Below are 23335 nucleotides of genomic sequence, written 5' to 3' on the forward strand. Positions count from 1 at the left end.
TGTTAATTCAATAGGGGCGGGTCAGACCATCATCAGCAGCACGGCGACGAAAATGCTGCCGGCGGAGAAGGTCATGGTCCGAGACGACCAGGTGTTGAACCAACGTTGAAAGCTGGCGAGATCACGGGTCAGGGAAGTGGGCTGGCGAGTCCAGGATTGTTGGTCGAGGCGGAAGAACACGTAGATCTTCACCAACGCGCCGACGATCTGGTTGTAATAAAGAATTGCCGGGTAGGCCGGGCCGATCCGGTGACCTGAGCAGGACAACAGCAAGGTCAGGATCAGGCGGGTGATGCCGATCCACAGCAGGTAAACCAGGATGAACGCGGTGCCGTACTTGAAGCTGGCGATGATCGCCACGGTCAGGCCGAGCAGCGACGTCCACATCGACACACGCTGGTCGAACAGCACCACCGAGGTAAAGGCGCCGAGGCGTTTCACACCCAGGCCCAAGGCGCGGGAGTTCTGTCGCAGGTTGTTGCCGTACCAGCGGAACATCAGTTTGCGACTGGCCTTGATGAAGCTCTTTTCCGGCGGGTGTTCAACGGTGTTGATCGCCGCGTCAGGCACGTAAAAGGTGTCGTAACCCAGACGCATCAGGCTGAACCAGCTCGACTTGTCGTCGCCGGTCAAAAACTTGAAACGGCCCAGACGCCAGTGTTGCAGCGAGTCGCTTTCTACGTCGGCGATGAACTCCGGGTTGGTGACCACGGTGGCACGGAACACCGACATGCGCCCGGTCATGGTCAGCACACGCTTGGACAGGGCCATCGAGCACATGTTGATGTGACGCTGGGCGAAACGCAGCTTGTGCCATTCGCTCATGATGTAGCCGCCGCGTACTTCGCAGAACTCGTTGGTGGTCAGGCCGCCGACGTTGCCGAACAACTGGAACCACGGCACGGTCTTGCGCACGGTGCCTTCGCCGAGCACGGTGTCGCCATCGATCACGGCGACCACGGCGCGGTCATCCGGCAGGTGACGGGAGATCGCGCGGAAACCGTAGGCCAGGCCATCACGTTTGCCGGTCCCGGGAATGCGCACGAAGTCGAGCTTCACGCGTTCCGGTGGATTCATCCGCGCCCACAGGGCCTTGACCAGCAGCTCATCGGACATTTCCACGATCGAGCAGACCACGGTGGTCGGCAGTTCGCAGTCGATGGCTTCGCGGATCACCGAGCTGTAGACCTGCGCAGTGGTCAGCGCGTCGATACGGAAACTGGTGACCATCAGAAACACATGCGACGGGTCCGCCGCTTTACCCAGCTTGCGCACTTTACGGCGCAGGTGCGGGTAGACGATGTAGAGAAAAATCATGCCGCGCACAAAGTGCGTTGCACCCATCGAGTAGCGCCAGATACCCACGGCGCCAATCAGGAAAATGAAGTCCTTCGACTCGGAGTCGAATGTGGACGTGGGCAGCATCAAGGCCAGGCCCATCAACAAACTTAGGTAAAACAGCCAACCGGCGGCCTGAAGTAGGCCGTGCTTTAGCCTGTGCATAATCTGCATCCGTCTCTATCTCGGGCCGGGCCCGATGGGGTTAAGGCAGGCTTATCGATGCCCCCCTGTAGGAGCTGCCGAAGGCTGCGATCTTTTGATTTTCCTGGGTTCACTCGGATCTCAAGTGTTCCCGGAAAGATCGCAGCCTCGTTTCACTCGACAGCTCCTACAACGGGTTCACACAGTGGTTGCGTGGCGTCGCGGTGTGCGGCGCCACGCAACGTCTGCTTTACCAGCAGATGCCTTCGGTACGGGTGCCAGCGTCGGTGGCTTTGGCCATGAAGCCGACCAGGTCGATGACCTGTTTGCCGTCCGGTGCTTGCTGAGCCAGCGCACGGAACTTCTCGTCACGGTTACCGAGAATGATCACGTCGGAGTTGTCGATCACCGAATCGAAGTCCGCGTTGAGCAGGGACGACACGTGCGGGATCTTCGACTCGATGTAGTCCTTGTTCGCGCCGTGAACACGGGCGTACTCGACGTTGCTGTCGTAGATGCTCAGGTCGTAACCCTTGCCGATCAGCATTTCGGCCAGCTCTACCAGCGGGCTTTCGCGCAGGTCGTCGGTGCCGGCCTTGAAGCTCAAGCCGAGCAGGGCGACTTTGCGTTTGTCGTGGCTTTCAACGATGTCGAAAGCGTTCTGCACTTGCGATTCGTTGCTGCGCATCAGCGAGTTGAGCAACGGTGCTTCGACGTCCAGCGAGCCGGCGCGGTAGGTCAGGGCACGCACGTCTTTTGGCAGGCACGAACCGCCGAAAGCGAAGCCTGGGCGCATGTAGTACTGGGACAGGTTGAGAGTCTTGTCCTGGCAGACCACGTCCATCACTTCACGGCCATCGACGCCGACCGCTTTGGCGATGTTGCCGATCTCGTTGGCGAAGGTCACTTTGGTCGCATGCCAGACGTTGCAGGTGTACTTGATCATCTCGGCGACAGCGATGTCCTTGCGGATGATCGGTGCATCGAGTTCTTCGTACAGCGATTGCAGAACGTCGCCGGAAGCCTTGTCGAACTCGCCGATGACGGTCATCGGTGGAAGATCGTAGTCAGCGATGGCGGTGGATTCACGCAGGAACTCAGGGTTGACCGCAACGCCGAAATCGACGCCGGCCTTCTTGCCCGAGCAATCTTCGAGGATCGGGATGACCACGTTGGCAACGGTGCCCGGCAGCACGGTGCTGCGTACGACGATGGTGTGGCGGGTGGATTTTTCACGCAGGACAAAACCGATCTCGCGGCACACAGCCTCGATATAGTTCAGTTCCAGGTCACCGTTCTTCTTGCTCGGCGTACCGACGCAGATCATCGACAGATCGGTGTCACGAATCGCCTCGGCGAAGTTGGTCGTGCCGCGTAGACGACCGGTCTGAATACCCTGTTGCAGAAGTTCGCCCAGACCCGGTTCAACAATGGGGGATTTGCCAGCGTTGATCATGTCGATCTTGTCTTTGGCAACATCGACGCCAACCACGTCATGGCCCCGTGCAGACAGGCAACCGGCACACACTGCGCCAACGTAACCCAAACCAAATATGCTGATGCGCATCGCAATTACCTCTGTATATATCAGGCCGTTAAAGGGCCGGAGTTAATGGTGTTCAGCGTTCATTAGTGCACTCGAAAGTGCGGCATACAGGCGCCACAATGCCGTGTGCAGGCATACTAAGTTTCGAGTGTCTAAATAAGTGCACTCAAGATGTGCGCAACCAGGCCTTGTTGTTATGACTTGCCCTGTTTTGCAGCCAATCTTCATGTTTGAAGATCTTGGTGCAGTCGTTTTTACGCGCTTGATGTCAGGTTTAAGCCTTGTAAATCAAGCGGTTGGGTGCTCTGGCGAGCACGTTTATAGGGGCGCGGTCATGGCCTGGCAGGGGATATCAATGGTGCGTATCTCCTGTCCATCAAGTTGTTTTCAGACTGGTTAGTCATCTAGGCAAGTTGCTGTGACAACTTGGTTACATGACTATCGACCCTGCGTAAGTTATCTCGTACAAACTCGGCGAGAATCGTTACCGGTGGTATGAGCTATGCATTTGGACGAAGTTCCTGCCCGCTCATCGCGAAATCTGAAATTTCTTGAAATATTGTCGTAGATGGCACTAGTCTCAATTTGATAGCACTTTCGTTTTCGACCTTTAATAACAGGCGAAAAATCACATTAGATAGTTTTGTGCCACTACGGAAAAAAAATTTAGGTGCCACTACTGAAAAAAATGATCAGTGTCGAGTGAAACTAATATTAGAAAAGACAGGGATATTTTTTTGGCGCCATAAAAATGGCAAAAACAGGCGGGGGATTTTTGACATCGTGCGACCTGCACGACTCTTTATAGAAAGAGTCGTGCAATGGGCATGCTTTATTCGGGGGCGTGGTCGCGCAAAAACACCAGATTGTCCGGTTTCGATTGTTCGGCGCTGTAGCGATAACCCTGCACATCGAATTGCTTGAGCTGGGCTGGGTCGTTGATTTTTTCCTGGATCACGAACCGGCTCATCAGGCCACGGGCTTTCTTCGCGTAGAAGCTGATGATCTTGTACTGACCATTCTTCAGATCCTTGAAGTCGGCATTGATGATCCGCGCGTTCAGGGCAGTGCGTTTGACGGCGGAGAAGTACTCGTTGGACGCCAGGTTGAGCAACACGTCGTCGCCCTGATCGGCCAGCGCTTCGTTCAGCCATTCGCTGATGCGTGTGCCCCAGAAGGCATACAAGTCCTTGCCGCGAGCGTTGGCCAGTTTGGTGCCCATTTCCAGACGATACGGTTGCATCAGGTCCAGCGGGCGCAGCAAGCCATAAAGACCGGAGAGCATGCGCAGGTGTTTTTGCGCGTAATCGAAATTCGCTTCGCTGAAGGACTGGGCGTCGAGGCCGGTGTAGACGTCACCCTTGAACGCGAGCAGGGCCTGCTTGGCATTTTCCGGAGTGAAGGCTGGCGTCCAACTGCCGAAACGTGCGGCGTTGAGCCCGCCGATCTTGTCTGAGACGTGCATCAATTCGCTGATCTGCGTCGGCGACAGCTCACGCAATTGCTGAATCAGCTCCTGAGAGTGGTCGAGGTATTGCGGCTGGGTGAAGCGCTGGGTCGCCGGCGGCGTTTCGTAATCGAGGGTCTTGGCGGGGGAAATCACCATCAGCATGAAGTCGTCTCCTTTAATCGTGGGGGCGATTCTAGGGGGTTGTCGGTGATGACTCCAGCTATGGGGGTTATAGGTATGGGTAAGCTCGGGCATTTGCGACGGCTGGTGGATTTTTCCCTCACCCTAATCCTCTCCCGGAGGGAGAGGGGGCCGATCTTCATGCTGTTCAACACTTCAGATCGGCTCGATAGTTCAGGTCGGCGGATATTGAAACAACTACTCGGTCAGCGCCCTCTCTCCCCGGGAGAGGGCTGGGGTGAGGGCCGCGTCCTTCAACCTTGCACATCAGCTATAGTGCCGCCCGGGTTTTGTTACGGAGACACCCCATTGCGCATTGTTCTTTTATTCACCGCGTGGCTATTGAGCTTCGGTGCCGTTGCGGCGCCGGGCGATGTGGCGACGCTGGATCGCAGTACCTGGCCGGAGCAACTGAGCAGCCCTACGCTGTTCGACGTGGCGTCGCGGGCGGAAATCCTCATGTTCGCCCGCGGTCTGCTGGGCACCGAATCGATGGACGAGGCCGCCCTGGCCCGGCGTCTGGGGCTGCGCACGGTCAATATCGACGCGGTCAACAGCCTGCGCCAACGGCTGTGGCAGCGTCTGCTGGCCAACTACAACTTCGCCCAGCAAAGCTGCGATCAGGACGCCTCGTTCTGCTTCCTCGTCGAAGACTTGCCGACTCTGCGTGAGCAAGCCGCCAAATTCGTGATCAGCGATGACAGCTATTACACCAAGTGGGCCGAGCCAAGCCGGATCTTCCATTTGCTCTATCTGGACGAGTTGATGCGCAAGGCTGCGCTGTCGCCACAGACCAGCAACGAATTCGATCGTTTCGGCGACTACGAGCGCAACGGCGAGGAGATGCATGACCGGCTGTTTCTGCTGACTTTCGACAGCGCCGCCAACGTGCAACCGGACAACACTGACTGGCTCACCGAATACCTGCGCAAGGCGAACATGAGCGGCACGTTCTTCATGCTCGGCAAGGATATTCAGGCGCGGCTGGGTGATCGTTCGGTGAGCAATCTGCAGGCGGCGTTCTCGCAACAATGCGTCGGCGTGCAGGGGTGGGAGTTCCGTTCCCACAGCCATTGGCAGGACTGGCAGGACTCGGTACGGCGCAGCGCTGATCTGGTCAGGAACAAATTGCCGGAAAACTACGTGCCGCTGTTCCGCCCGCCGGATGGCCAGCGCCGCAGTGACGCACAAGGTTTCTTCAATAGCCAGGGTCTGCAAGTAGCGTTGTGGGACATCGATGCTCAGGACGGCGCCGGCAAGCTCAAAGGCGCCCAGAGCGCGCAGCGGGTGCTGACCCTGATGCTGTTGTGGCGCCACGGAGTGATCAATTTCAACATGAAGCAGGATGCGGTGAAGATCGCGATGCCGTGGCTGATTACACAAACTGCGCAAAGTGGCATCGGCTGGGAGGATTGTCAGGACGCGTTTCGCTGAGAAACGGCAAAAGCCCGGAAACATTGGGCTTGGGGTGATTTTTTCGCAGATTTCAGTGCAGGCGGACTTCCGACTCTAACGGGGGCAGGGCGGTCCGCCAAGGGCTTTTCGTCACTTTGCAAAATAAACTTAAAAAAACCGTCAAAGTGCTTTTTTATGTCATGGGTTTTGGAGTATTACGAAGACAGACCGCCGAAACCTGCAACACAGGTGGCGTCTTCCAAGACCCGTTTGTTTGCAGTCACTTGAATCTCCGCAGGTGAGATTTCGGCAGTCACTTCGAGGCGCAGCACCGCCAAGGTATTGCGTCTACTGGCTCTGACATAGGTGACCGAGTATGGATGATCACGGACGTAGCCCTTCCTCCAACCAGCCAATCCTTTATGTACTCGATACCAACGTATTGATTCACGATCCAAACGCCCTGCTTAATTTCGAAGAACACCACGTCGCAATCCCGATGACCGTGCTTGAGGAGTTGGACAAGCTCAAGAGCGGGCATCACAGCGTTGCCGCCGAATGCCGTCAGGCCATCCGGCTGATCGACAAGACCCTGGGTGACGCCTCCCCCGAGGACGTCGAGTTGGGTGTGCCGATCCAGCGCGGCAAGGGCGGGCCGAAGGGCTTGCTGTCAATTCTGATGAGCAAAAAGGCCGAGTCGAACCTGATTCTGCCCGAGCACCTGAACGACAACAAAATCATCAACCAGTTGATCGACCTGCACACCCGCGACCCACAAAAACCTGTGGTGCTGGTCACCAAAGACATCAACATGCGCCTCAAGGCGCGCGCCTGCGGGATTGCAGCCGAGGACTACAGCACCGACCAATTGGTCGATGACGTGTCCCTGCTGCCCAATGGCTACCACAACATGACCGGCTCGTTCTGGGACCGTGTGAGCAAGGTTGAAACCCGTCAGGATCACGGCCGCACCTGGCACCAGGTGCAACTGATCGACAACCTGCCGGCGGTACACATCAACGAGTTCATCATTGACGAACAAGGCTTTGTCGGCTGGATCAAGGAAATCCAGGAAGACAAACTGCTGATCCTCGACCTGCATCAGGAACCGCTGCTGCACCAGGAAGCCTGGGGCCTCAAGCCGCGCGACATCTATCAGAGCCTGGCGCTCTACGCACTGCTTGATCCGGACATCCATCTGGTCAACCTGTCCGGCGCTGCCGGTTCCGGTAAAACCATTCTGGCGCTGGCCGCTGCGATCGAGCAGACCATGGTCAGCAAACGCTATCGCCGCATCATCGCTACTCGCAGCGTGCAGGGTCTGGATCAGGAGATCGGCTTCCTGCCGGGCACCGAAGCGGAAAAAATGGAGCCTTGGCTCGGCGCCATTACCGACAACCTCGAAGCCTTGCACATGGATGACGAAAACACCCATGGCAGCGTCGACTACATCCTCAGCAAAGTGCCGTTGCAGTTCAAATCGCTCAACTACATTCGCGGTCGCAGCTTCCAGCAGAGCCTGATCCTGATCGACGAATGCCAGAACCTCACGCCGCACCAGATGAAGACCATCATCACCCGTGCCGGCGCCGGTTCCAAAGTGGTGTGCCTGGGCAACCTGGCGCAGATCGACACCCCTTACCTGTCCGCGACCAGTTCCGGGCTGACTTACCTGACCGAACGCTTCAAGGATTTCCCCAACGGTGTGCACATCACCCTGCAAGGGGTGCCTCGCTCGATCCTGGCCGAATACGCCGAATCGCATCTGTAATCCTTCCGACAAAACCGGGCGGCCCAAAAGCCGCCCGGTTTTTTATGGTTGCGCAAATCCCAGTGTAGGAGCTGCCGGAGGCTGCGATCTTTTGATCTTTTTTTAAAAATCAAAGTCAAAAGATCGCAGCCTTCGGCAGCTCCTACAGGAAGAACGCTATATTCGTGCGTGCGGAAATTTGACCCACAGGTTTACAATCGGCGCTCCTGATCAGGAGTAATCCCGTGCTGACTCATCTCGATTCCCAAGGTCGCGCCAACATGGTCGACGTCACCGAAAAAGCCGTGACGTTCCGTGAAGCGACGGCCCAAGCGCTGGTGCGCATGCTCCCCGAAACCCTGCAGATGATCGTCAGCGGCGGCCATCCCAAAGGGGACGTGTTTGCCGTGGCGCGCATTGCCGGTATTCAGGCCGCGAAGAAAACCAGCGATCTGATTCCCCTGTGCCATCCGCTGATGCTTACTGGCGTCAAAGTCGAACTCAATGCCGAAGGCGAAGACAGTGTGCGCATCGTCGCCCGTTGCAAACTGTCCGGGCAGACCGGCGTCGAAATGGAAGCATTGACCGCCGCCAGCGTCGCCGCGCTGACCATCTATGACATGTGTAAAGCCGTGGATCGCGGCATGACCATCGAAAGCGTGCGTCTGCTGGAGAAGGTCGGTGGCAAGAGCGGGCATTTTCAGGCGGAGCAGCCATGAACGTGACCGTGAGGTTTTTTGCCCGTTACCGTGAAGCACTGGGTGTTGATTCGGTAAAGGTCGAAGGCGATTTCGCCACTGTTGATGACGTGCGCGCTTTGTTGGCCAAGCGTGATGGCGCCGAGGTGTTGAGCGAACAGAACCTGATGTGTGCGCGTAACGAAGACTTGTGCCAGCTAGACGAGCCGGTGGTCGATGGCGACGAGGTGGCGTTTTTCCCCACCGTGACCGGGGGCTGAGCCATGGCGATTCGTGTGCAGGCCACGCCGTTCGATCCGGGGGCTGAACTCAACGCGATGCATGCGGCCAATGTCGGCGTGGGTGCGGTGGTGAGTTTTGTCGGCTACGTGCGCGACTTCAATGATGGCCTCGATGTCGCAGGCATGTTCCTTGAACACTATCCGGGCATGACCGAAAAGGCCCTCGGAAAAATTGCTGTCGAAGCCGAGCAGCGCTGGCCGTTGTTGAAGTTGGAAGTGCTGCACCGCATCGGCGCACTGGAGCCGGGCGAGCCGATTGTCTTCGTCGGTGCCGCCAGTGCCCATCGCCAGGCTGCGTTCGATGCTTGCGCTTTCGTCATGGATTACCTGAAAACCCGTGCGCCGTTCTGGAAGAAAGAAAATACCAGCGACGGCCCGCGTTGGGTGGAAGGGCGCGACAGTGATCATGCGGCGGCCGATCGCTGGAAAAAATAAAATCTGCGTCGCCCTCAAGTCAGCCATCGCTGGCAAGCCAGCTCCCACAGGTTCAGTGGTGCACCCAAAATATGTGCATCACGCAAGACACTGTGGGAGCTGGCTTGCCAGCGATTAGGCCATCGCAACAACAAAAATCCTCGCAGACTCTCTCTCCTCCATGATTGACGGAATGTACTAGTGAGTCCAGTATGGATTTACAAGTACAAAATAGCTTTATCCCTGTTTCAGCTCTTTCTTCTGTCTTGCCAAACCAACAACAACCCGCGAGAGAACGAACATGAAGAAACTCCCCCTCATCACCGGTCTGGCCCTGAGCCTGTTGGCGTGCACCACGGTCTTCGCCGCCGAGAAAACCCTGCGCATCGGCATCGAAGCCGCCTACCCACCCTTCGCCTCGAAAACCGACAAAGGTGAAATCGTCGGGTTCGACTACGACATCGGCAACGCCCTGTGCGCGCAGATGAAGGTCAAGTGCGTGTGGGTCGAAGGTGAGTTTGACGGTCTGATTCCATCGCTGAAGGTGAAGAAAATCGACATGGCCCTGTCTTCCATGACGATCAATGAAGACCGCAAGAAGTCGGTCGATTTCACCCACAAGTACTACTTCACTTCGTCGCGACTGGTGATGAAGGAGGGCGCCACGGTCGATGACCAATACGCCAGCCTCAAGGGCAAGAACGTCGGCGTGCAGCGCGCGACCACCACCGACCGTTATGCCACCGAGGTGTTCGAACCCAAGGGCATCAACGTCAAGCGCTACAGCAACAACGAAGAAATCTACATGGACCTGGCGGCCGGTCGTCTGGATGCGATTTTCGCCGACACCATTCCGCTGAACGATTTTCTGTCGATGCCACGCGGCAAGGGCTTTGCGTTTGTCGGCCCGGAGCTGAAGGATCCGAAGTATGTTGGCGAGGGGGCGGGGATTGCGGTGCGCAAGGGTAATAGTGAGCTGGTCAGCGAGCTGAATACCGCAATCGACGGGATTCGCGCGAGTGGCGAGTATCTGAAGATTTCCGAGAAATATTTCAAGTCTGATATCTACGGCGACTGATAGTCGGCTATCGCGAGCAGGCTCACTCCTACAGGGGAACGCATTCCAAGTGTAGGAGTGAGCCTGCTCGCGATAGGGCCAGATCAATCACTGCAGATCTTCAGCCCTTCAATTCCTTCAAATGCTTGTACACCGTCGCCCGCCCCATGTTCAGCACATTGGCCACATAGTTCGAGGCGCTCTTGCCCTTGAACGCGCCTTCGGCGTGCAGCGCCAGCACCAGTTCCCTTTTGTGATCGCGGGTCAGCAGATTCAGGCTCAGTTGCCGCTCGCGCAGCCAGGCATGCAGGAAGGTGTTGATGCGCTCCTGCCAGTCATCGCGAAACAGTGAGTCCGGTTGTGGAATCAGTTTGCTCGGTGAGAGGAACAGATCCAGTGCCGCCTTGGCATTTTCGAACAGCGAAATATTCAGATTGATGCACAAGACGGCCAGCGGCAGGTCTTCGCGGTCGCGCAGCACGGTGCTCAGGCTGCGGATTTTCTGGCCGTCCCAGTTGAGCTTTTCGTATGGGCCGATGTTTCGCTCGCTGACGTCTTCGCTGAGCATGTCTTCCAGCGACGACTCGTCACCGATTTCGCGTTTGGACAGATTGTTGGCGATGTAATCGACCTTCTGTGTGCGCAAGTCGTGCAGCACCACTTCGGCGTGGGGGAAAAACAGCGTGGCGATGGCATCGGCAATGGCACGGAAGTTATCCAGTGCCGGGTCGAGTTCGGGGGCGGTCATGACAGTGGAACTCCAGGCAGCGTCAACGCCTCCGTGAACTGGAGGCGCTGCGAGTTTGCCGCAATCCGTTGGGCGCGTCATCCGGATGGCGGATCAGGCGAGGCGGGCAGGGGATAGCATGCTGCTGTCCAGCCCGAACTGGCGCAGGTGTTCGGGTAGCGGCTCGCCGCGCGCCAATGCCGCACTGGCCTGGCCCATTGCCGGTGAAGTCTGTATGCCGTAGCCGCCCTGCGCCGCTACCCAGAACAGCCCCGGCACCTGCTGATCGAAACCGCTGAGCAAGTCGCCGTCCGTGACGAAACTGCGCAGGCCGGCCCAGGTGCGGGTCGGGCGGCGGATGGTCAGGGTCGTGGCCTCCTCGATCTGGTAGATGCCCATGGCAATATCCAGTTCTTCCGGCTGCACATCGTGGGGTTCGACCGGGTCGGCGTTGGCCGGCGAGCCAAGGAACATGCCCGCATCGGGTTTCATGTAGAAGGACTCATCGAGGCTGACCAGCATCGGCCAATGGTGAATGTCCACGCCTTCAGGCCCGGCGAAGATGAACGCGGCCCGGCGTTTCGGTTGCAGGCCCAGCGAATGGGCGCCGGCCATTTCACCGACCTTGTCGGCCCAGGCGCCGGCGGCGTTGATGATCACCGCAGCGCTGAACGTCTGGCCATTGGTCTGTACATGCCACATACCGTTGGCGTCGCGATCAAGGCTCACCACTTGGCAATCGGTATGCACTTCGCCTTTATTGCGACGGATACCGCGCAGGTAGCCCTGATGCAGGGCGTCGGTATCAATGTCGCAAGCCGTCGGGTCGTAGATCGCGCCGTGGACTTTTTCCCTGCGCAGGATCGGCAGGCGCGCGCAGGCTTCGTCGGCGCTGAGCAGTTGCATCTGTGGCACCGTGGCTTTGGCGCTGAGGTACTGGTTATTCAGTTCGGCGGCGTCACCGGTGAAGTCCACGGTCATTTCGCCGCGCGGGGTCAGCAAAGGGTGTTCGCAGAAGCCGGGCGGTGGATTGTCGAAGAACTCACGGCTGGCCTGGGTCAGCGCGCGTACTTGCGGTGTGCCATACGCGGCGGTGAACAGTGCGGCGGAGCGTCCGGTGGAGTGATAGGCCGGATGGGATTCACGTTCCAGCACGATGACTTTGGCGTGCGGTGACAGCCAGAAGCCGGTGGAAGCACCGGCAATCCCGCCGCCGATGATGATGAAATCTGCCTGGCTCATGAAAATCTCCAAAGGTTACGAGAACTTGTGCAGGGGCTGTCGAGCTAAACGAGGCTGCGATCTTTTGACTTTGTTTTTTGAAAGCAAGATCAAGAGATCGCAGCCTCGTTTCACTCGACAGCTCCTACAGGGGATTCGAGGTGTTAGCGCTGTAATTGGTAAACCGCATTGGCCAGGGCGATGTCTTCCAGGCCCAGTCCGATTGAGCGGAAAAACACGTGGCGGTCGTAGCCGGGCCGTTGCACTTTTTCGCTGAGCAGATCGGCGAGGTCACCCACAATCGAATCCTTGCTCCAGCCATGCTGTTCAACGGCAATCAGCATCTCGCCCGCTGAACTCGGCGTGGTCAGACGATAGTCGCAGAACACCTGCATGTCGCCCAAGCTCTGCGGCGGCACTTCATGGGCACGGGGAGCGTTGGTGCTGATCGAGGTGATCAGCGCGGGTTTGCTCAATGTTGCCGGGTCAATCACCGGCCCCGCAGATGAGGTGCAGAGCATGATCACGTCGGCATCGACGAGGGCGGCTTCACGGCTTGTGGCAATCGACAGCTCGGGAGCAAGGGCTTTGAGCCGCGCCTGAGTTTCAGGATCCTCAAGCAGGCTCGGCGAATACACATGGATGCTTTGCCAATCGCGCAGCGACTTCACGTAATGCAGATGCGCCTGCGCAACTTTGCCGCTGCCGATAATCGCCAGTCGCCGCGCATTCAGCGGGGCGAGGGCATCGACGGCGACTGCGGTGGTCGCAGCCGTACGCGCCGTAGTCAGTTCGCCGGCATCGCACAGCAGCAGCGGTTGGCCGGTCTGCATCGACATCAACAATGTCCACGCGGTCACCAACGGGCCTTGCTCGCGAACGATGTACGGCGAGGTTTTCACGCCGTACACGCCGTCTTCGGCCAGCACACCCAGATAGTTGATGAAATCGCCAGCGCCCTGCGGGAACTCAACCAGTTGCTGCGCGGGTTGTACCGCATTGCCGGCAGCAAGATCACGGAACAGTTTGCGCAGGATCTGCGGCACATCGATGCGGGCAAGCAGTTGACGGGCCTGGGTTTGGTCGATCACGCAGGGGGTACTGGACATGTCAGGCTCCGGAAGCAAAATATAAACTAATTTGTCTATTATGGACTTTTGGTTTTATCGGGCAAGTGCCTGTAGAAAAATCCGGACGAAAAAAAAGCGCAGTCCGTGTTCGGCTGCGCTTCTCTTTTATGACGTCGTTTACTGCGGACGCTTGCGTTCAACCGGGCGCAACAAATGCGTTGGCGGCGTTTCACAGCTGATCTTGCGGCCCAGCTTCTCTTCGATGGACGGCAACTGGTAGGAGTCGTCCTCGCCCGCGAAGCTGATCGACACGCCATCGGCGCCGGCACGACCGGTACGGCCGATGCGGTGCACGTAGTCGTCCGGGACTTCCGGCAGGGTGAAGTTGATCACATGGCTGATCCCGTCGATGTGGATACCACGACCGGCGACATCGGTAGCGACCAGCACGCGAATCTTGCCTTCACGGAAGCCTTCCAGGGTTTTGATGCGTTTGTGCTGCGGGACGTCGCCGGACAGTTGCGCGGCGTTGATGCCGTCACGCACCAGGCGTTCTTCGATGCGCCGTACTTCGTCCTTGCGGTTGGCAAACACGATCACTCGTTCCCAGCCGTTATCGTTGACCAGGTTGAAGAGCAGTTTGTACTTGTCGGCACCGGCCACGGCATAGATGTGCTGCTCGACGTTTTCGTTGGCGACGTTCTGCGACTCGATCTCGACGATCGACGGGTCGGTGGTCCATTGCTTGGCCAGGTTCATCACGTCTTCGGTGAAGGTCGCGGAGAACAGCAGCGTCTGACGTTCGCTTTTCGGCGGGGTCTGGCGAATGATCTGGCGTACTTGCGGGATAAAACCCATGTCGAGCATGCGGTCGGCTTCGTCCAGCACCATCACTTCGACCATGTCCAGGTGCACGTCGCCGCGCTGGTTGAAGTCGAGCAAGCGGCCCGGCGTCGCGACGAGGATGTCGCAGTGGCGCGCTTCGAGGTGCTTGAGCTGTTTGTCGAAGTCCATGCCGCCCACGAACGTCATCACGTTCAGGCCGGTGTACTTGGTCAGGTCGGCGGCGTCTTTGGCGATCTGCACCACCAGTTCGCGGGTTGGCGCGATGATCAGCGCACGGGGTTCGCCCATGTAGCGCTCTTTCGGCGGCGGGGTCTGCAACAGCTGGGTGATGATCGAGATCAGGAACGCGGCGGTCTTGCCGGTGCCGGTCTGGGCGCGACCGATGGCATCTTTGCCGGCGAGGGTGAAGCCCAGCACCTGCGCCTGGATCGGCGTGCAATAAGGGAAGCCCAGGTCCTGGATGGCGTGCATCAGTTCCGGAGACAGTTTGAAGTCGTGAAAGCGGGTTTTGCCTTCCTGCGGCTCGACGGCGAAGTCTTCGAGTTTCCACGGGATGACCGGTGCCTTGGGCTTCGGTTCGCGGCGAGGCCTGGCCGGTTTCGGCGCTTCGCTGTGCACGCTTTCTGCAACAGGAGCAGCCGATGAAGGGGCGACGGCGGCCGGTTGGGAGTCTTGTTTCGGTGCCGCTACGGTAGCGGGGCGGTCGGCCTGGCGGGCATCGCTGCGATGGCCGGGGGCGTGCGACGGCGCACTGGGAACTGGCGCGAGCTGCTCAGCCTCGCTTTTACCGAACATCTTCTTGAGTGCTTTGAGCACGGTCATCTCATCAATTGGTTAAGGAATGTACGCCGGCCAGTGTAATGCAAGAAACGGGCGCGGCGTAGGGGGAGGGATCAAAGGGTATTGCCGAGGGAGAAAACAGCCCGCGTGATCAGCGCAGTCGTTCGCTCAGCCACACGCCGATGTCGCGAATTTCTTCGGGTAACACTTCGTGCTCCATTGGGTATTCCTGCCATGTCACGGTGACACCATGGGCCTTCAGATACTCATAGGCGGTACGCCCCATCGAGTTCTGCACCACGTTATCGAACTGACCGTGCAGCGACAGCACCGGAATGCGCTGCTGGCTGGCGGACAATTCCAGTTCATCGCTGAAAGTCGGCGCGTACGTCGACAGCGCCAACACACCACCCAATGGCCCCTGCCATTTCAAAAACGCAGTGTGGAACACCACAGCGCCGCCCTGGGAAAAACCTGCCAGGAAAATCCGCGAGGCGTCTATTCCGCTGGCGCGTTGCTCTTCAATCAATTCGATGATGCGGTCGGCGGACGCTTCCAGCTCATCGCGGTCGATCGCCCGCGCCGGGCTCATGGCCTTGATGTCGTACCAGCTCGGCATGGCATATCCGCCATTAATAGTCACTGGGCGGGTCGGCGCCTGCGGCAGGACAAAGCGCGTGCTGAGCAGGCTTTCCTGCAACGCTTCAGCCACCGGCAGGAAATCGTAACGATCGGCGCCGAGGCCGTGCAGCCAGATCACGCAGGCATCTGCGGGCTTAACAGGCTGAAGAATCAAGGGCTCGGTCATGGTTGCTCCAAATATGTGCGGGCGCTCTCATTGAGTGCGTGATTCGAGTGCGCGTCCGGGTGATCCGTTAAGAAGATGTCGCAAGGGTACAAGTTTTGCTATTGACCTGTCGCTGAACTGCTTCCGCGACCGGTGTGGTACGGGCTTTGCTATGGAGGACATTGTACGAAGCGTCCTACGTGTGTCGGTAACACTATCAGTGTACGGCTCGCGACGGGATAGCAACGAATCCGGTGATGGATGTTCGCCAATGGCCGCTACGGGCTTCGCGAACGTGAAAGGGCTACAGCCCGTTCGGCCGATTGGTGAGAAGTGAGTTGTCCATGATGTGGATTTTCTCCTACTAGACTCATAGCGAAGGTCCTACGTCGGTTGACCCTAAAAAAAGCCAACACGGGTCAACAATGCCTCAAAAGGGTGCGACTGGACTCAAGCTCCGACACAACAAGAGCAAAACTGGAGGTTTGAATGAAGATGTTGAAATCCACTCTGGCGATCGTGACTGCAGCAACAGTTCTCGGCGTCAGCGGGTTCGCTCAGGCGGGTGCAACCCTGGATGCCGTGCAGAAGAAAGGTTTCGTGCAATGTGGCGTGAGCGACGGTTTGCCGGGCTTCTCTGTACCGGACTCCACCGGCAAGATCCTCGGGATCGACGCTGACGTCTGCCGCGCTGTGGCCGCTGCTGTATTCGGCGACGCGACCAAGGTCAAATTCAGTCAGTTGAACGCCAAGGAGCGCTTCACCGCGCTGCAATCGGGCGAGATCGACATCCTGTCGCGCAACACCACCATGACCAGTTCCCGTGACGCGGGCATGGGCCTGAAATTCCCGGGCTTCATTACCTACTACGATGGCATCGGCTTCCTGGTGAACAACAAGCTGGGCGTGAAAAGTGCCAAAGAACTGGACGGTGCAACCATCTGCATCCAGGCCGGTACCACCACCGAGCTGAACGTTTCCGACTACTTCCGCGGCAACGGTCTGAAATACACCCCGATCACGTTCGATACCTCCGATGAAAGCGCCAAGTCGCTGGAATCCGGTCGTTGCGACGTGCTGACCTCCGACAAGTCCCAGCTGTTCGCCCAGCGCAGCAAGCTGGCTTCGCCGAAGGACTACGTGGTTCTGCCGGAAACCATTTCCAAGGAGCCTCTGGGCCCGGTCGTGCGTAACGGCGACGACGAGTGGCTGGCTATCGTGCGTTGGGTTGGCTATGCGCTGCTCAACACCGAAGAGGCAGGCATCACTTCGAAGAACGTCGAAGCTGAAGCCAAGTCGACCAAGAACCCGGATGTCGCTCGTATGCTCGGCGCTGACGGCGAATACGGCAAAGACCTGAAACTGCCGAAAGACTGGGTTGTGCAGATCGTCAAGCAAGTCGGCAACTACGGCGAAATCTTCGAGAAAAACCTCGGCAAGAGCACTCCGCTGGAAATCGACCGTGGCCTGAACGCCCTGTGGAACAACGGCGGCATTCAGTACGCACCACCAGTGCGCTAATGGTTCTATCACCCGGCGGGCCAACCGCCGGGTGATGTTCTTGTTCCATTTCTTGCGGGGCACTTCATGCAAAATTCAATCGGCGCACCAAAGCAGAGGCTCAGCCTCAGCGATCCACGAGTGCGTGCGTGGCTATTCCAGATCATCACTGTTGTGGCGGTGGTCTCGCTGGGTTGGTACCTGTTTGACAACACGCAAACCAACCTTGAACACCGGGGCATCACTTCCGGGTTCAGCTTTCTGGAGCGCAGTGCCGGGTTCGGCATCGCTCAACACCTGATCGATTACACCGAAGCGGACAGCTATGCCCGCGTCTTCGTCATCGGTCTGCTCAACACCCTGTTGGTGACGGTGATCGGCGTGATTCTGGCGACGATTCTCGGCTTCATCATCGGCGTGGCACGGCTGTCGCAGAACTGGATCATCAGCAAACTGGCGACGGTGTATGTGGAAGTGTTCCGCAACATTCCGCCGCTGCTGCAAATCCTGTTCTGGTACTTCGCGGTATTCACGGCCATGCCGGGCCCGCGCAACAGCCACAACTTTGGCGACACCTTCTTCGTCAGCAGCCGTGGCCTGAACATGCCGGCCGCGCTGATGGCTGACGGTTTCTGGGCGTTCGTGATCGGCATCGTGGTTGCCATCATCGCCACGGTGCTGATGTGCCGCTGGGCGACCAAGCGTTTTGAAGAAACCGGCGTGCCGTTTCACAAGTTCTGGGTGGGCCTGGCGATTCTGCTGGTGATCCCGACCTTGTGCGCGTTGATCTTCGGCGCACCGCTGCACTGGGAAATGCCTGAGCTCAAAGGCTTCAACTTTGTCGGCGGCTGGGTGCTGATTCCGGAACTGTTGGCGTTGACCCTGGCCCTGACCGTTTACACCGCAGCGTTCATCGCCGAGATCGTGCGTTCCGGTATCAAGTCGGTCAGCCACGGTCAGACCGAAGCGGCGCGCTCGCTCGGCCTGCGCAACGGCCCGACCCTGCGCAAGGTGATCATCCCGCAAGCCCTGCGCGTGATCATTCCGCCGCTCACCAGCCAATACCTGAACCTGGCGAAAAACTCGTCCCTGGCGGCGGGTATCGGTTACCCGGAAATGGTTTCGCTGTTCGCCGGCACCGTACTTAACCAGACCGGTCAGGCGATCGAGGTGATTGCCATCACCATGAGCGTGTACCTGGCGATCAGTATCAGCATTTCCATGCTGATGAACTGGTACAACAAGCGCATTGCGCTGATCGAGCGGTAAGGAAAAGCGCATGACTACCCATACTTTCAAACCCGACATGCCCCCACCGAGCCGCAGCATTGGTGTCGTGGCGTGGATGCGCGCGAACATGTTTTCCAGCTGGCTCAACACCTTGCTGACACTGTTTGCGTTCTACCTGATTTACCTGGTGGTGCCACCGCTGCTCAGTTGGGCGATTGTCGATGCCAACTGGGTCGGCACCACGCGCGCCGACTGCACCAAGGAAGGCGCCTGCTGGGTGTTCATTCAGCAGCGCTTCGGCCAGTTCATGTACGGCTACTACCCGGCCGATCTGCGCTGGCGCGTAGACCTGACCGTGTGGCTGGCGGTCATCGGTGTGGCGCCGCTGTTCATCTCGCGCTTCCCGCGCAAAGCGGTGTACGGGCTGAGCTTCCTGGTGTTGTACCCGATCATCGCCTACATCCTGCTGCACGGTGGTTTTGGTCTGGCCAACGTAGCGACCAGCCAGTGGGGCGGTCTGATGCTGACGCTGGTGATTGCCACGGTCGGCATCGCCGGTGCCTTGCCGCTGGGGATTGTGCTGGCGCTTGGACGGCGTTCGAACATGCCGGCGATCCGAGTGATCTGCGTGACCTTCATCGAGTTCTGGCGCGGCGTGCCGTTGATCACGGTGCTGTTCATGTCCTCGGTGATGCTGCCGCTGTTCCTGCCCGAAGGCATGAACTTCGACAAGCTGCTGCGGGCGCTGATCGGCGTGATCCTGTTCCAGTCGGCCTACGTGGCTGAAGTGGTGCGCGGTGGTCTGCAAGCGATCCCTAAAGGTCAGTACGAAGCGGCCGCTGCGATGGGTCTGGGATACTGGCGTTCGATGGGGCTGGTGATTCTGCCGCAAGCCCTGAAGATGGTGATCCCCGGCATCGTCAACACCTTCATTGCGCTGTTCAAGGACACCAGTCTGGTGATCATCATCGGCCTCTTTGACCTGCTCAACAGCGTCAAGCAAGCCGCTGCCGATCCGAAATGGCTGGGCATGGCCACCGAAGGCTACGTGTTCGCCGCCCTGGTGTTCTGGATTTTCTGTTTTGGTATGTCGCGCTATTCCATGCATCTGGAACGCAAGCTCGACACTGGCCACAAGCGTTAGGAGTTCTCTGTAAATGAGCGAAGCAATCAAAAAGCCTGTGGGTCCTGAAGGCATCATTCAGATGCAGGGCGTCAACAAGTGGTACGGCCAGTTCCACGTGCTGAAAGACATCAACCTCAACGTCAAACAGGGCGAGCGTATCGTCCTGTGCGGTCCGTCGGGTTCCGGTAAGTCGACCACCATCCGTTGCCTCAATCGTCTGGAAGAACACCAGCAGGGCCGCATCGTCGTGGACGGCGTGGAACTGACCAATGACCTCAAGCAGATCGAAGCGATCCGTCGTGAAGTCGGCATGGTGTTCCAGCACTTCAATCTGTTCCCGCACCTGACCATTTTGCAGAACTGCACCCTGGCGCCGATGTGGGTGCGCAAGATGCCCAAGCGCAAGGCCGAGGAAATCGCCATGCATTACCTGGAGCGCGTACGCATTCCGGAGCAGGCGCATAAATTCCCGGGGCAACTGTCCGGTGGCCAGCAGCAGCGTGTGGCGATCGCTCGCGCGCTGTGCATGAAACCGAAAATCATGCTGTTCGATGAACCGACTTCAGCGCTCGACCCAGAGATGGTGAAAGAGGTTCTCGACACCATGATCGGCCTGGCCGAAGACGGCATGACCATGCTCTGCGTGACCCACGAAATGGGCTTCGCCCGCACCGTGGCCAATCGCGTGATCTTCATGGACAAGGGCGAGATCGTTGAGCAGGCGGCACCGAATGACTTCTTCGACAATCCGCAGAATGATCGGACGAAGTTGTTCTTGAGTCAGATTTTGCATTGATGGTTTGTGAGTAAAACGAACCCGGCCTTGTGCCGGGTTTGTTTTTTTGGGGGTCAGGATACGGTGAGGGTTTCGTGTTCTTTGTGCTCGGTGTATTTGAACGCGCCTCGCAAGTCTGCCCCCTCGCCCAGGGTTTTCACGTCGGTCAGCAAGTACGGGTAGCGATCCAACAGTCGCATCAGCAGTATCAGCGCCTTGGGCGGTAATACTTCACCGCGCTCGTACCTGGAAAATGCGTTATGGCCTCCACCTGACAGCAGTTGCACCGTCTCTTTTTGCGTCAGGTGTAATTTGCGCCGTATGCGCTTCATCTCGGCACCGATCATTTGCCGGGCAGCGATAACCAACTCATCACCTGCTTGTGTATAGCGATCAGCACTATCGGTGTCGTCATCCCATTCGACTTCCCCGCACTGCTGACATTCCCAGCCAGAAAGATCATCCACGCGGCGTTCCATGCCTTTGACACTCAGGGTTTCGCCGCGTCCCTCAAAATGCCTCATTCCCTCACGGGCACCACAGCTGAAACATTGCCGGGTTTTCATGGGTTTTTCTCCTTGAAGGAGATTATCGGTGGGCCGCCACCGGGGCGGTAGGTCACCTTGATGTAAATCTCCAGGTCTTTTGAGTTGATGTGATACACGTCTTGCCAGACTCGATGATCGTCGTAGCTGGTTATCGATTTGTACAACATCCTGTTCTGCAACTCGAAAACGATCTCTCGCATCTCTGTGAAACTGAAACCGAGATCCAGGCCGGTTTTTTCCGCGGTCTTGGTGAAGGCTTGTCTGCCAAGCCGCCGGACCTCAGCCTTGATCACCGCCAAGTCGTAATGGGGTGTGTTCTTTTCCATAAGAAACCAAAACCCTGTCCCTGAAATTACCCTTAAAGGGTAATTTTGACCAATCGAAAATCCCGCTCCATGCGTCTCCTTTTGACCCTAGGTGGTTGCCGTCCTACAAGGGTCTGACTAACATGTCAGAAAATTCATCCTATGATTGGATGAAAGGGCGAATCCTATGTCAGAAATTTCTCCACTTATTAAGCGATCCTTGGTCGATCAGGCCTTGGATCAGTTGCGCCAGCGCATCAACAGCGGCGTCTGGCAGGTCGGCGAGCGTCTGCCGACCGAACCCGAGCTGTGCGCCGAGTTGGGCATCAGCCGCAACACCGTGCGTGAAGCCATGCGCGTGTTGGCGTTTTCCGGGTTGATCGAGATCCGTCAGGGCGACGGCAGTTACCTGCGCGCAGTGGTCGATCCGCTGGACACGCTCAAAGCATTGTCCCGCTGCTCGCCGGAGCAGGCCCGGGAAACCCGGCACATCCTTGAAGTCGAAGCCATCGGCCTGGCGGCATTACGCCGTACCGATGAAGACCTCGTCGCGTTGCGTGAAGCACTCGGCACCAGCGGCAGCCACTACCACGGCGACCTCGACACCTATATCGCCTGCGATCTGGTGTTTCACCGCCGTTTGGTCGACGCCGCGCACAACCCGACCCTCAGCGAGCTGTATCGCTATTTCTCCAGCATCGTCGGCGCGCAATTGCGCCAGACCCTGAACATCGTCCCGCGCCGTCAGGAAGTGTTCGACCTGCACATCGAGTTGCTCGATGCCGTCGAACAACGTGACCCGGAACGGGCCAAAGCTTTGTCGAGACAGTTGATCAATGAACCTTGAAACCGAGAAATCCATGTCCCGCAGTGATTTATCCACAACCCCCAAACGCACGGCAGAGCTTGAAGAGCTGCTGATCGATGCCGAGGCCGATGACGAACAGGTGCAGCAAAGTCACCCGCTGGTTCGGCGTCCGTGGCTCTTGCTGTTGGGGCTGATTCTCGTGGCGCTGAACCTGCGTCCGGCGTTGTCGAGCATGGCGCCGTTGCTCAGCGATGTGTCGAAAAGCCTTGGCCTGTCGGCGGCTCAGGCCGGTTTGCTGACCACACTGCCGGTGCTTTGCCTTGGCTTGTTCGCACCGCTGGCGCCGATTCTGGCGCGACGTTTCGGTGCCGAGCGCGTCGTCCTTGGCATTCTGCTGACACTTGCTGGCGGCATTATCTTGCGCAGCAATTTCGGGGAGATCGGTCTGTTCGCCGGCAGCGTATTGGGCGGCGCCAGCATCGGCATCATCGGCGTACTGCTGCCGGGCATCGTCAAGCGCGACTTCGCCAAACACGCCGGCATCATGACCGGTGTCTACACCATGGCCCTGTGTCTCGGCGCGGCGATGGCAGCGGGTTCGAGCGTGCCGTTAAGTGAGCATTTTGATCACAGCTGGGCCATGGGACTCGGCTTCTGGGTGATTCCTGCGCTGGTCGCGGCTGTGTTCTGGCTGCCGCAAGTCGGCCAGAAACACGGTGTGCACAATGTTGCTTATCGCGTGCGCGGGCTGTTACGTGATCCGCTGGCGTGGCAGGTGACCTTGTACATGGGCCTGCAATCGTCGCTGGCTTACATCGTGTTCGGCTGGTTGCCGTCGATTTTGATTGGTCGCGGTCTGACGCCGACCCAGGCGGGTCTGGTGCTGTCCGGTTCAGTGATCGTCCAGCTCGCCAGTTCGCTGGCGGCGCCGTGGCTGGCGACCCGCGGCAAGGATCAGCGCTTGGCGATTGTGGTGGTGATGGCGCTGACCCTCGGCGGTCTGTTCGGTTGCCTGTATGCGCCGATCGAAGGCCTGTGGGGCTGGGCGATTCTGCTCGGTCTGGGGCAGGGTGGTGCATTCAGTCTGGCGCTGACGTTGATCGTACTGCGTTCGCGTGACTCCCATGTCGCAGCCAACCTGTCGAGCATGGCCCAAGGCTTCGGCTACACGCTGGCGTCGATGGGGCCGTTTGCGGTCGGCATCGTGCATGACTGGACCGGCGGCTGGAATGCGGTGGGCTGGATCTTCGGCATCATTGGCACAGGGGCGATCATCGCCGGCCTCGGCGCCGGGCGTGCGTTGTATGTGCAAGTGCAAAGCGAAAGGATCTAACGCGATTCAAACTGCAGGCTCACTCC

General features: G+C 58.4%; 22 protein-coding genes. 12 read left to right on the plus strand and 10 right to left on the minus strand.

The genetic code is table 11. From position 1 onward, the window contains the following. Positions 1 to 21 precede the first annotated feature (21 nt). From alg8 to yaaA, 3 genes are all read right to left on the minus strand, one after another. Positions 22 to 1503, minus strand: coding sequence for a mannuronan synthase (alg8, locus tag PSH79_RS04925; RefSeq protein ID WP_370872605.1), 1482 nt, complete (start codon positions 1501 to 1503; stop codon positions 22 to 24). A 229-nt stretch (positions 1504 to 1732) separates the two neighbouring features. Beyond that, positions 1733 to 3049, minus strand: a complete 1317-nt coding sequence (locus PSH79_RS04930; protein ID WP_305441518.1) for a nucleotide sugar dehydrogenase — start codon at positions 3047 to 3049, stop codon at positions 1733 to 1735. Positions 3050 to 3860: 811 nt separating this feature from the next. Further along, a complete protein-coding gene (yaaA, locus tag PSH79_RS04935; protein ID WP_305441519.1) occupies positions 3861 to 4640 on the minus strand; it encodes a peroxide stress protein YaaA in 780 nt (259 codons plus the stop codon). Positions 4641 to 4967: 327 nt separating this feature from the next. Here yaaA and PSH79_RS04940 point away from each other — a divergent pair, with 327 nt between their 5' ends. From PSH79_RS04940 to PSH79_RS04965, 6 genes are all read left to right on the plus strand, one after another. Then, a complete protein-coding gene (locus PSH79_RS04940; RefSeq protein ID WP_305441520.1) occupies positions 4968 to 6092 on the plus strand; it encodes a polysaccharide deacetylase family protein in 1125 nt (374 codons plus the stop codon). A gap of 337 nt (positions 6093 to 6429) precedes the next feature. After that, on the plus strand, positions 6430 to 7824 hold the full coding sequence (locus PSH79_RS04945) for a PhoH family protein (protein WP_305441521.1): 1395 nt from the start codon (positions 6430 to 6432) through the stop codon (positions 7822 to 7824). Positions 7825 to 8048: 224 nt separating this feature from the next. Beyond that, positions 8049 to 8522, plus strand: a complete 474-nt coding sequence (gene moaC, locus PSH79_RS04950) for a cyclic pyranopterin monophosphate synthase MoaC (RefSeq protein WP_305441522.1) — start codon at positions 8049 to 8051, stop codon at positions 8520 to 8522. Beyond that, complete coding sequence (moaD, locus tag PSH79_RS04955; protein ID WP_305441523.1) at positions 8519 to 8761, plus strand: molybdopterin converting factor subunit 1; 243 nt, start codon at positions 8519 to 8521, stop codon at positions 8759 to 8761. The genes moaC and moaD overlap by 4 nt, the downstream gene beginning before the upstream one ends. A gap of 3 nt (positions 8762 to 8764) precedes the next feature. Continuing rightward, the gene (gene moaE / locus PSH79_RS04960; RefSeq protein WP_305441524.1) at positions 8765 to 9217 is read left to right on the plus strand and encodes a molybdopterin synthase catalytic subunit MoaE; all 453 of its coding nucleotides are present in this window, start codon (positions 8765 to 8767) and stop codon (positions 9215 to 9217) included. A gap of 280 nt (positions 9218 to 9497) precedes the next feature. Continuing rightward, complete coding sequence (locus PSH79_RS04965) at positions 9498 to 10274, plus strand: ABC transporter substrate-binding protein (protein ID WP_305441525.1); 777 nt, start codon at positions 9498 to 9500, stop codon at positions 10272 to 10274. A gap of 100 nt (positions 10275 to 10374) precedes the next feature. Here the strand turns inward: PSH79_RS04965 and PSH79_RS04970 are convergent, their stop codons facing one another. The 5 genes from PSH79_RS04970 to PSH79_RS04990 all read right to left on the minus strand — a co-directional run bounded on the left by PSH79_RS04970 (position 10375) and on the right by PSH79_RS04990 (position 15705). After that, a complete protein-coding gene (locus tag PSH79_RS04970; RefSeq protein ID WP_305441526.1) occupies positions 10375 to 11001 on the minus strand; it encodes a transcriptional regulator in 627 nt (208 codons plus the stop codon). 93 nt (positions 11002 to 11094) lie between these two features. Next, positions 11095 to 12222 carry an FAD-binding oxidoreductase gene (locus PSH79_RS04975; RefSeq protein WP_305441527.1) on the minus strand — a complete coding sequence of 376 codons (1128 nt, stop codon included), beginning with the start codon at positions 12220 to 12222 and terminating at the stop codon, positions 11095 to 11097. 143 nt (positions 12223 to 12365) lie between these two features. Then, positions 12366 to 13310, minus strand: coding sequence for an ornithine cyclodeaminase family protein (locus PSH79_RS04980; RefSeq protein ID WP_305441528.1), 945 nt, complete (start codon positions 13308 to 13310; stop codon positions 12366 to 12368). Between the two features lie 138 nt (positions 13311 to 13448). Then, complete coding sequence (rhlB, locus tag PSH79_RS04985) at positions 13449 to 14939, minus strand: ATP-dependent RNA helicase RhlB (RefSeq protein ID WP_305441529.1); 1491 nt, start codon at positions 14937 to 14939, stop codon at positions 13449 to 13451. Positions 14940 to 15048: 109 nt separating this feature from the next. Further along, positions 15049 to 15705, minus strand: a complete 657-nt coding sequence (locus tag PSH79_RS04990) for an alpha/beta hydrolase (protein ID WP_187680051.1) — start codon at positions 15703 to 15705, stop codon at positions 15049 to 15051. A gap of 468 nt (positions 15706 to 16173) precedes the next feature. Between PSH79_RS04990 and PSH79_RS04995 the strand changes: the two genes are divergently transcribed. From PSH79_RS04995 to PSH79_RS05010, 4 genes are all read left to right on the plus strand, one after another. Next, the gene (locus PSH79_RS04995; protein WP_305441530.1) at positions 16174 to 17205 is read left to right on the plus strand and encodes an amino acid ABC transporter substrate-binding protein; all 1032 of its coding nucleotides are present in this window, start codon (positions 16174 to 16176) and stop codon (positions 17203 to 17205) included. 66 nt (positions 17206 to 17271) lie between these two features. Continuing rightward, positions 17272 to 18453 carry an amino acid ABC transporter permease gene (locus PSH79_RS05000; protein WP_305441531.1) on the plus strand — a complete coding sequence of 394 codons (1182 nt, stop codon included), beginning with the start codon at positions 17272 to 17274 and terminating at the stop codon, positions 18451 to 18453. A gap of 10 nt (positions 18454 to 18463) precedes the next feature. Then, positions 18464 to 19558, plus strand: a complete 1095-nt coding sequence (locus PSH79_RS05005; RefSeq protein WP_305441533.1) for an amino acid ABC transporter permease — start codon at positions 18464 to 18466, stop codon at positions 19556 to 19558. Between the two features lie 13 nt (positions 19559 to 19571). Beyond that, on the plus strand, positions 19572 to 20336 hold the full coding sequence (locus tag PSH79_RS05010) for an amino acid ABC transporter ATP-binding protein (RefSeq protein WP_003221897.1): 765 nt from the start codon (positions 19572 to 19574) through the stop codon (positions 20334 to 20336). A gap of 53 nt (positions 20337 to 20389) precedes the next feature. Here PSH79_RS05010 and PSH79_RS05015 read toward each other — a convergent pair whose 3' ends face one another. Both PSH79_RS05015 and PSH79_RS05020 read right to left on the minus strand, forming a co-directional pair. Continuing rightward, positions 20390 to 20881 (minus strand): type II toxin-antitoxin system MqsA family antitoxin, encoded by a 492-nt coding sequence (locus tag PSH79_RS05015; protein WP_305441534.1) that lies wholly within the window; start codon positions 20879 to 20881, stop codon positions 20390 to 20392. Continuing rightward, a complete protein-coding gene (locus tag PSH79_RS05020) occupies positions 20878 to 21189 on the minus strand; it encodes a type II toxin-antitoxin system MqsR family toxin (protein ID WP_305441535.1) in 312 nt (103 codons plus the stop codon). The genes PSH79_RS05015 and PSH79_RS05020 overlap by 4 nt, the downstream gene beginning before the upstream one ends. Positions 21190 to 21355: 166 nt before the next feature. Between PSH79_RS05020 and PSH79_RS05025 the strand changes: the two genes are divergently transcribed. Both PSH79_RS05025 and PSH79_RS05030 read left to right on the plus strand, forming a co-directional pair. Further along, positions 21356 to 22015 carry a FadR/GntR family transcriptional regulator gene (locus PSH79_RS05025; protein WP_305441536.1) on the plus strand — a complete coding sequence of 220 codons (660 nt, stop codon included), beginning with the start codon at positions 21356 to 21358 and terminating at the stop codon, positions 22013 to 22015. Beyond that, positions 22005 to 23309: a CynX/NimT family MFS transporter gene (locus PSH79_RS05030; RefSeq protein WP_305441537.1), complete on the plus strand. Its 1305-nt coding sequence runs from the start codon at positions 22005 to 22007 to the stop codon at positions 23307 to 23309. Before PSH79_RS05025 ends, PSH79_RS05030 begins: the two co-directional genes overlap by 11 nt. Positions 23310 to 23335 lie beyond the last annotated feature (26 nt).

Origin of the sequence: Pseudomonas sp. FP2196, assembly GCF_030687715.1 — a bacterium.
Lineage (GTDB): Bacteria > Pseudomonadota > Gammaproteobacteria > Pseudomonadales > Pseudomonadaceae > Aquipseudomonas.

Bases quoted from the DNA above. Each gene is read 5' to 3' on its own strand.
- PSH79_RS05010 (WP_003221897.1), top strand. From the start codon at position 19,572: ATGAGCGAAGCAATCAAAAAGCCTGTGGGTCCTGAAGGCATCATTCAG.
- alg8 (WP_370872605.1), bottom strand. From the start codon at position 1,503: ATGCACAGGCTAAAGCACGGCCTACTTCAGGCCGCCGGTTGGCTGTTT.
- PSH79_RS05005 (WP_305441533.1), top strand. From the start codon at position 18,464: ATGACTACCCATACTTTCAAACCCGACATGCCCCCACCGAGCCGCAGC.
- PSH79_RS04930 (WP_305441518.1), bottom strand. From the start codon at position 3,049: ATGCGCATCAGCATATTTGGTTTGGGTTACGTTGGCGCAGTGTGTGCC.
- PSH79_RS05025 (WP_305441536.1), top strand. From the start codon at position 21,356: ATGTCAGAAATTTCTCCACTTATTAAGCGATCCTTGGTCGATCAGGCC.
- PSH79_RS04970 (WP_305441526.1), bottom strand. From the start codon at position 11,001: ATGACCGCCCCCGAACTCGACCCGGCACTGGATAACTTCCGTGCCATT.
- PSH79_RS05030 (WP_305441537.1), top strand. From the start codon at position 22,005: ATGAACCTTGAAACCGAGAAATCCATGTCCCGCAGTGATTTATCCACA.
- PSH79_RS05020 (WP_305441535.1), bottom strand. From the start codon at position 21,189: ATGGAAAAGAACACACCCCATTACGACTTGGCGGTGATCAAGGCTGAG.
- PSH79_RS04995 (WP_305441530.1), top strand. From the start codon at position 16,174: ATGAAGATGTTGAAATCCACTCTGGCGATCGTGACTGCAGCAACAGTT.
- PSH79_RS05015 (WP_305441534.1), bottom strand. From the start codon at position 20,881: ATGAAAACCCGGCAATGTTTCAGCTGTGGTGCCCGTGAGGGAATGAGG.
- moaE (WP_305441524.1), top strand. From the start codon at position 8,765: ATGGCGATTCGTGTGCAGGCCACGCCGTTCGATCCGGGGGCTGAACTC.
- PSH79_RS04980 (WP_305441528.1), bottom strand. From the start codon at position 13,310: ATGTCCAGTACCCCCTGCGTGATCGACCAAACCCAGGCCCGTCAACTG.
- PSH79_RS04990 (WP_187680051.1), bottom strand. From the start codon at position 15,705: ATGACCGAGCCCTTGATTCTTCAGCCTGTTAAGCCCGCAGATGCCTGC.
- PSH79_RS05000 (WP_305441531.1), top strand. From the start codon at position 17,272: ATGCAAAATTCAATCGGCGCACCAAAGCAGAGGCTCAGCCTCAGCGAT.
- PSH79_RS04965 (WP_305441525.1), top strand. From the start codon at position 9,498: ATGAAGAAACTCCCCCTCATCACCGGTCTGGCCCTGAGCCTGTTGGCG.
- moaD (WP_305441523.1), top strand. From the start codon at position 8,519: ATGAACGTGACCGTGAGGTTTTTTGCCCGTTACCGTGAAGCACTGGGT.
- yaaA (WP_305441519.1), bottom strand. From the start codon at position 4,640: ATGCTGATGGTGATTTCCCCCGCCAAGACCCTCGATTACGAAACGCCG.
- PSH79_RS04945 (WP_305441521.1), top strand. From the start codon at position 6,430: ATGGATGATCACGGACGTAGCCCTTCCTCCAACCAGCCAATCCTTTAT.
- rhlB (WP_305441529.1), bottom strand. From the start codon at position 14,939: ATGACCGTGCTCAAAGCACTCAAGAAGATGTTCGGTAAAAGCGAGGCT.
- PSH79_RS04975 (WP_305441527.1), bottom strand. From the start codon at position 12,222: ATGAGCCAGGCAGATTTCATCATCATCGGCGGCGGGATTGCCGGTGCT.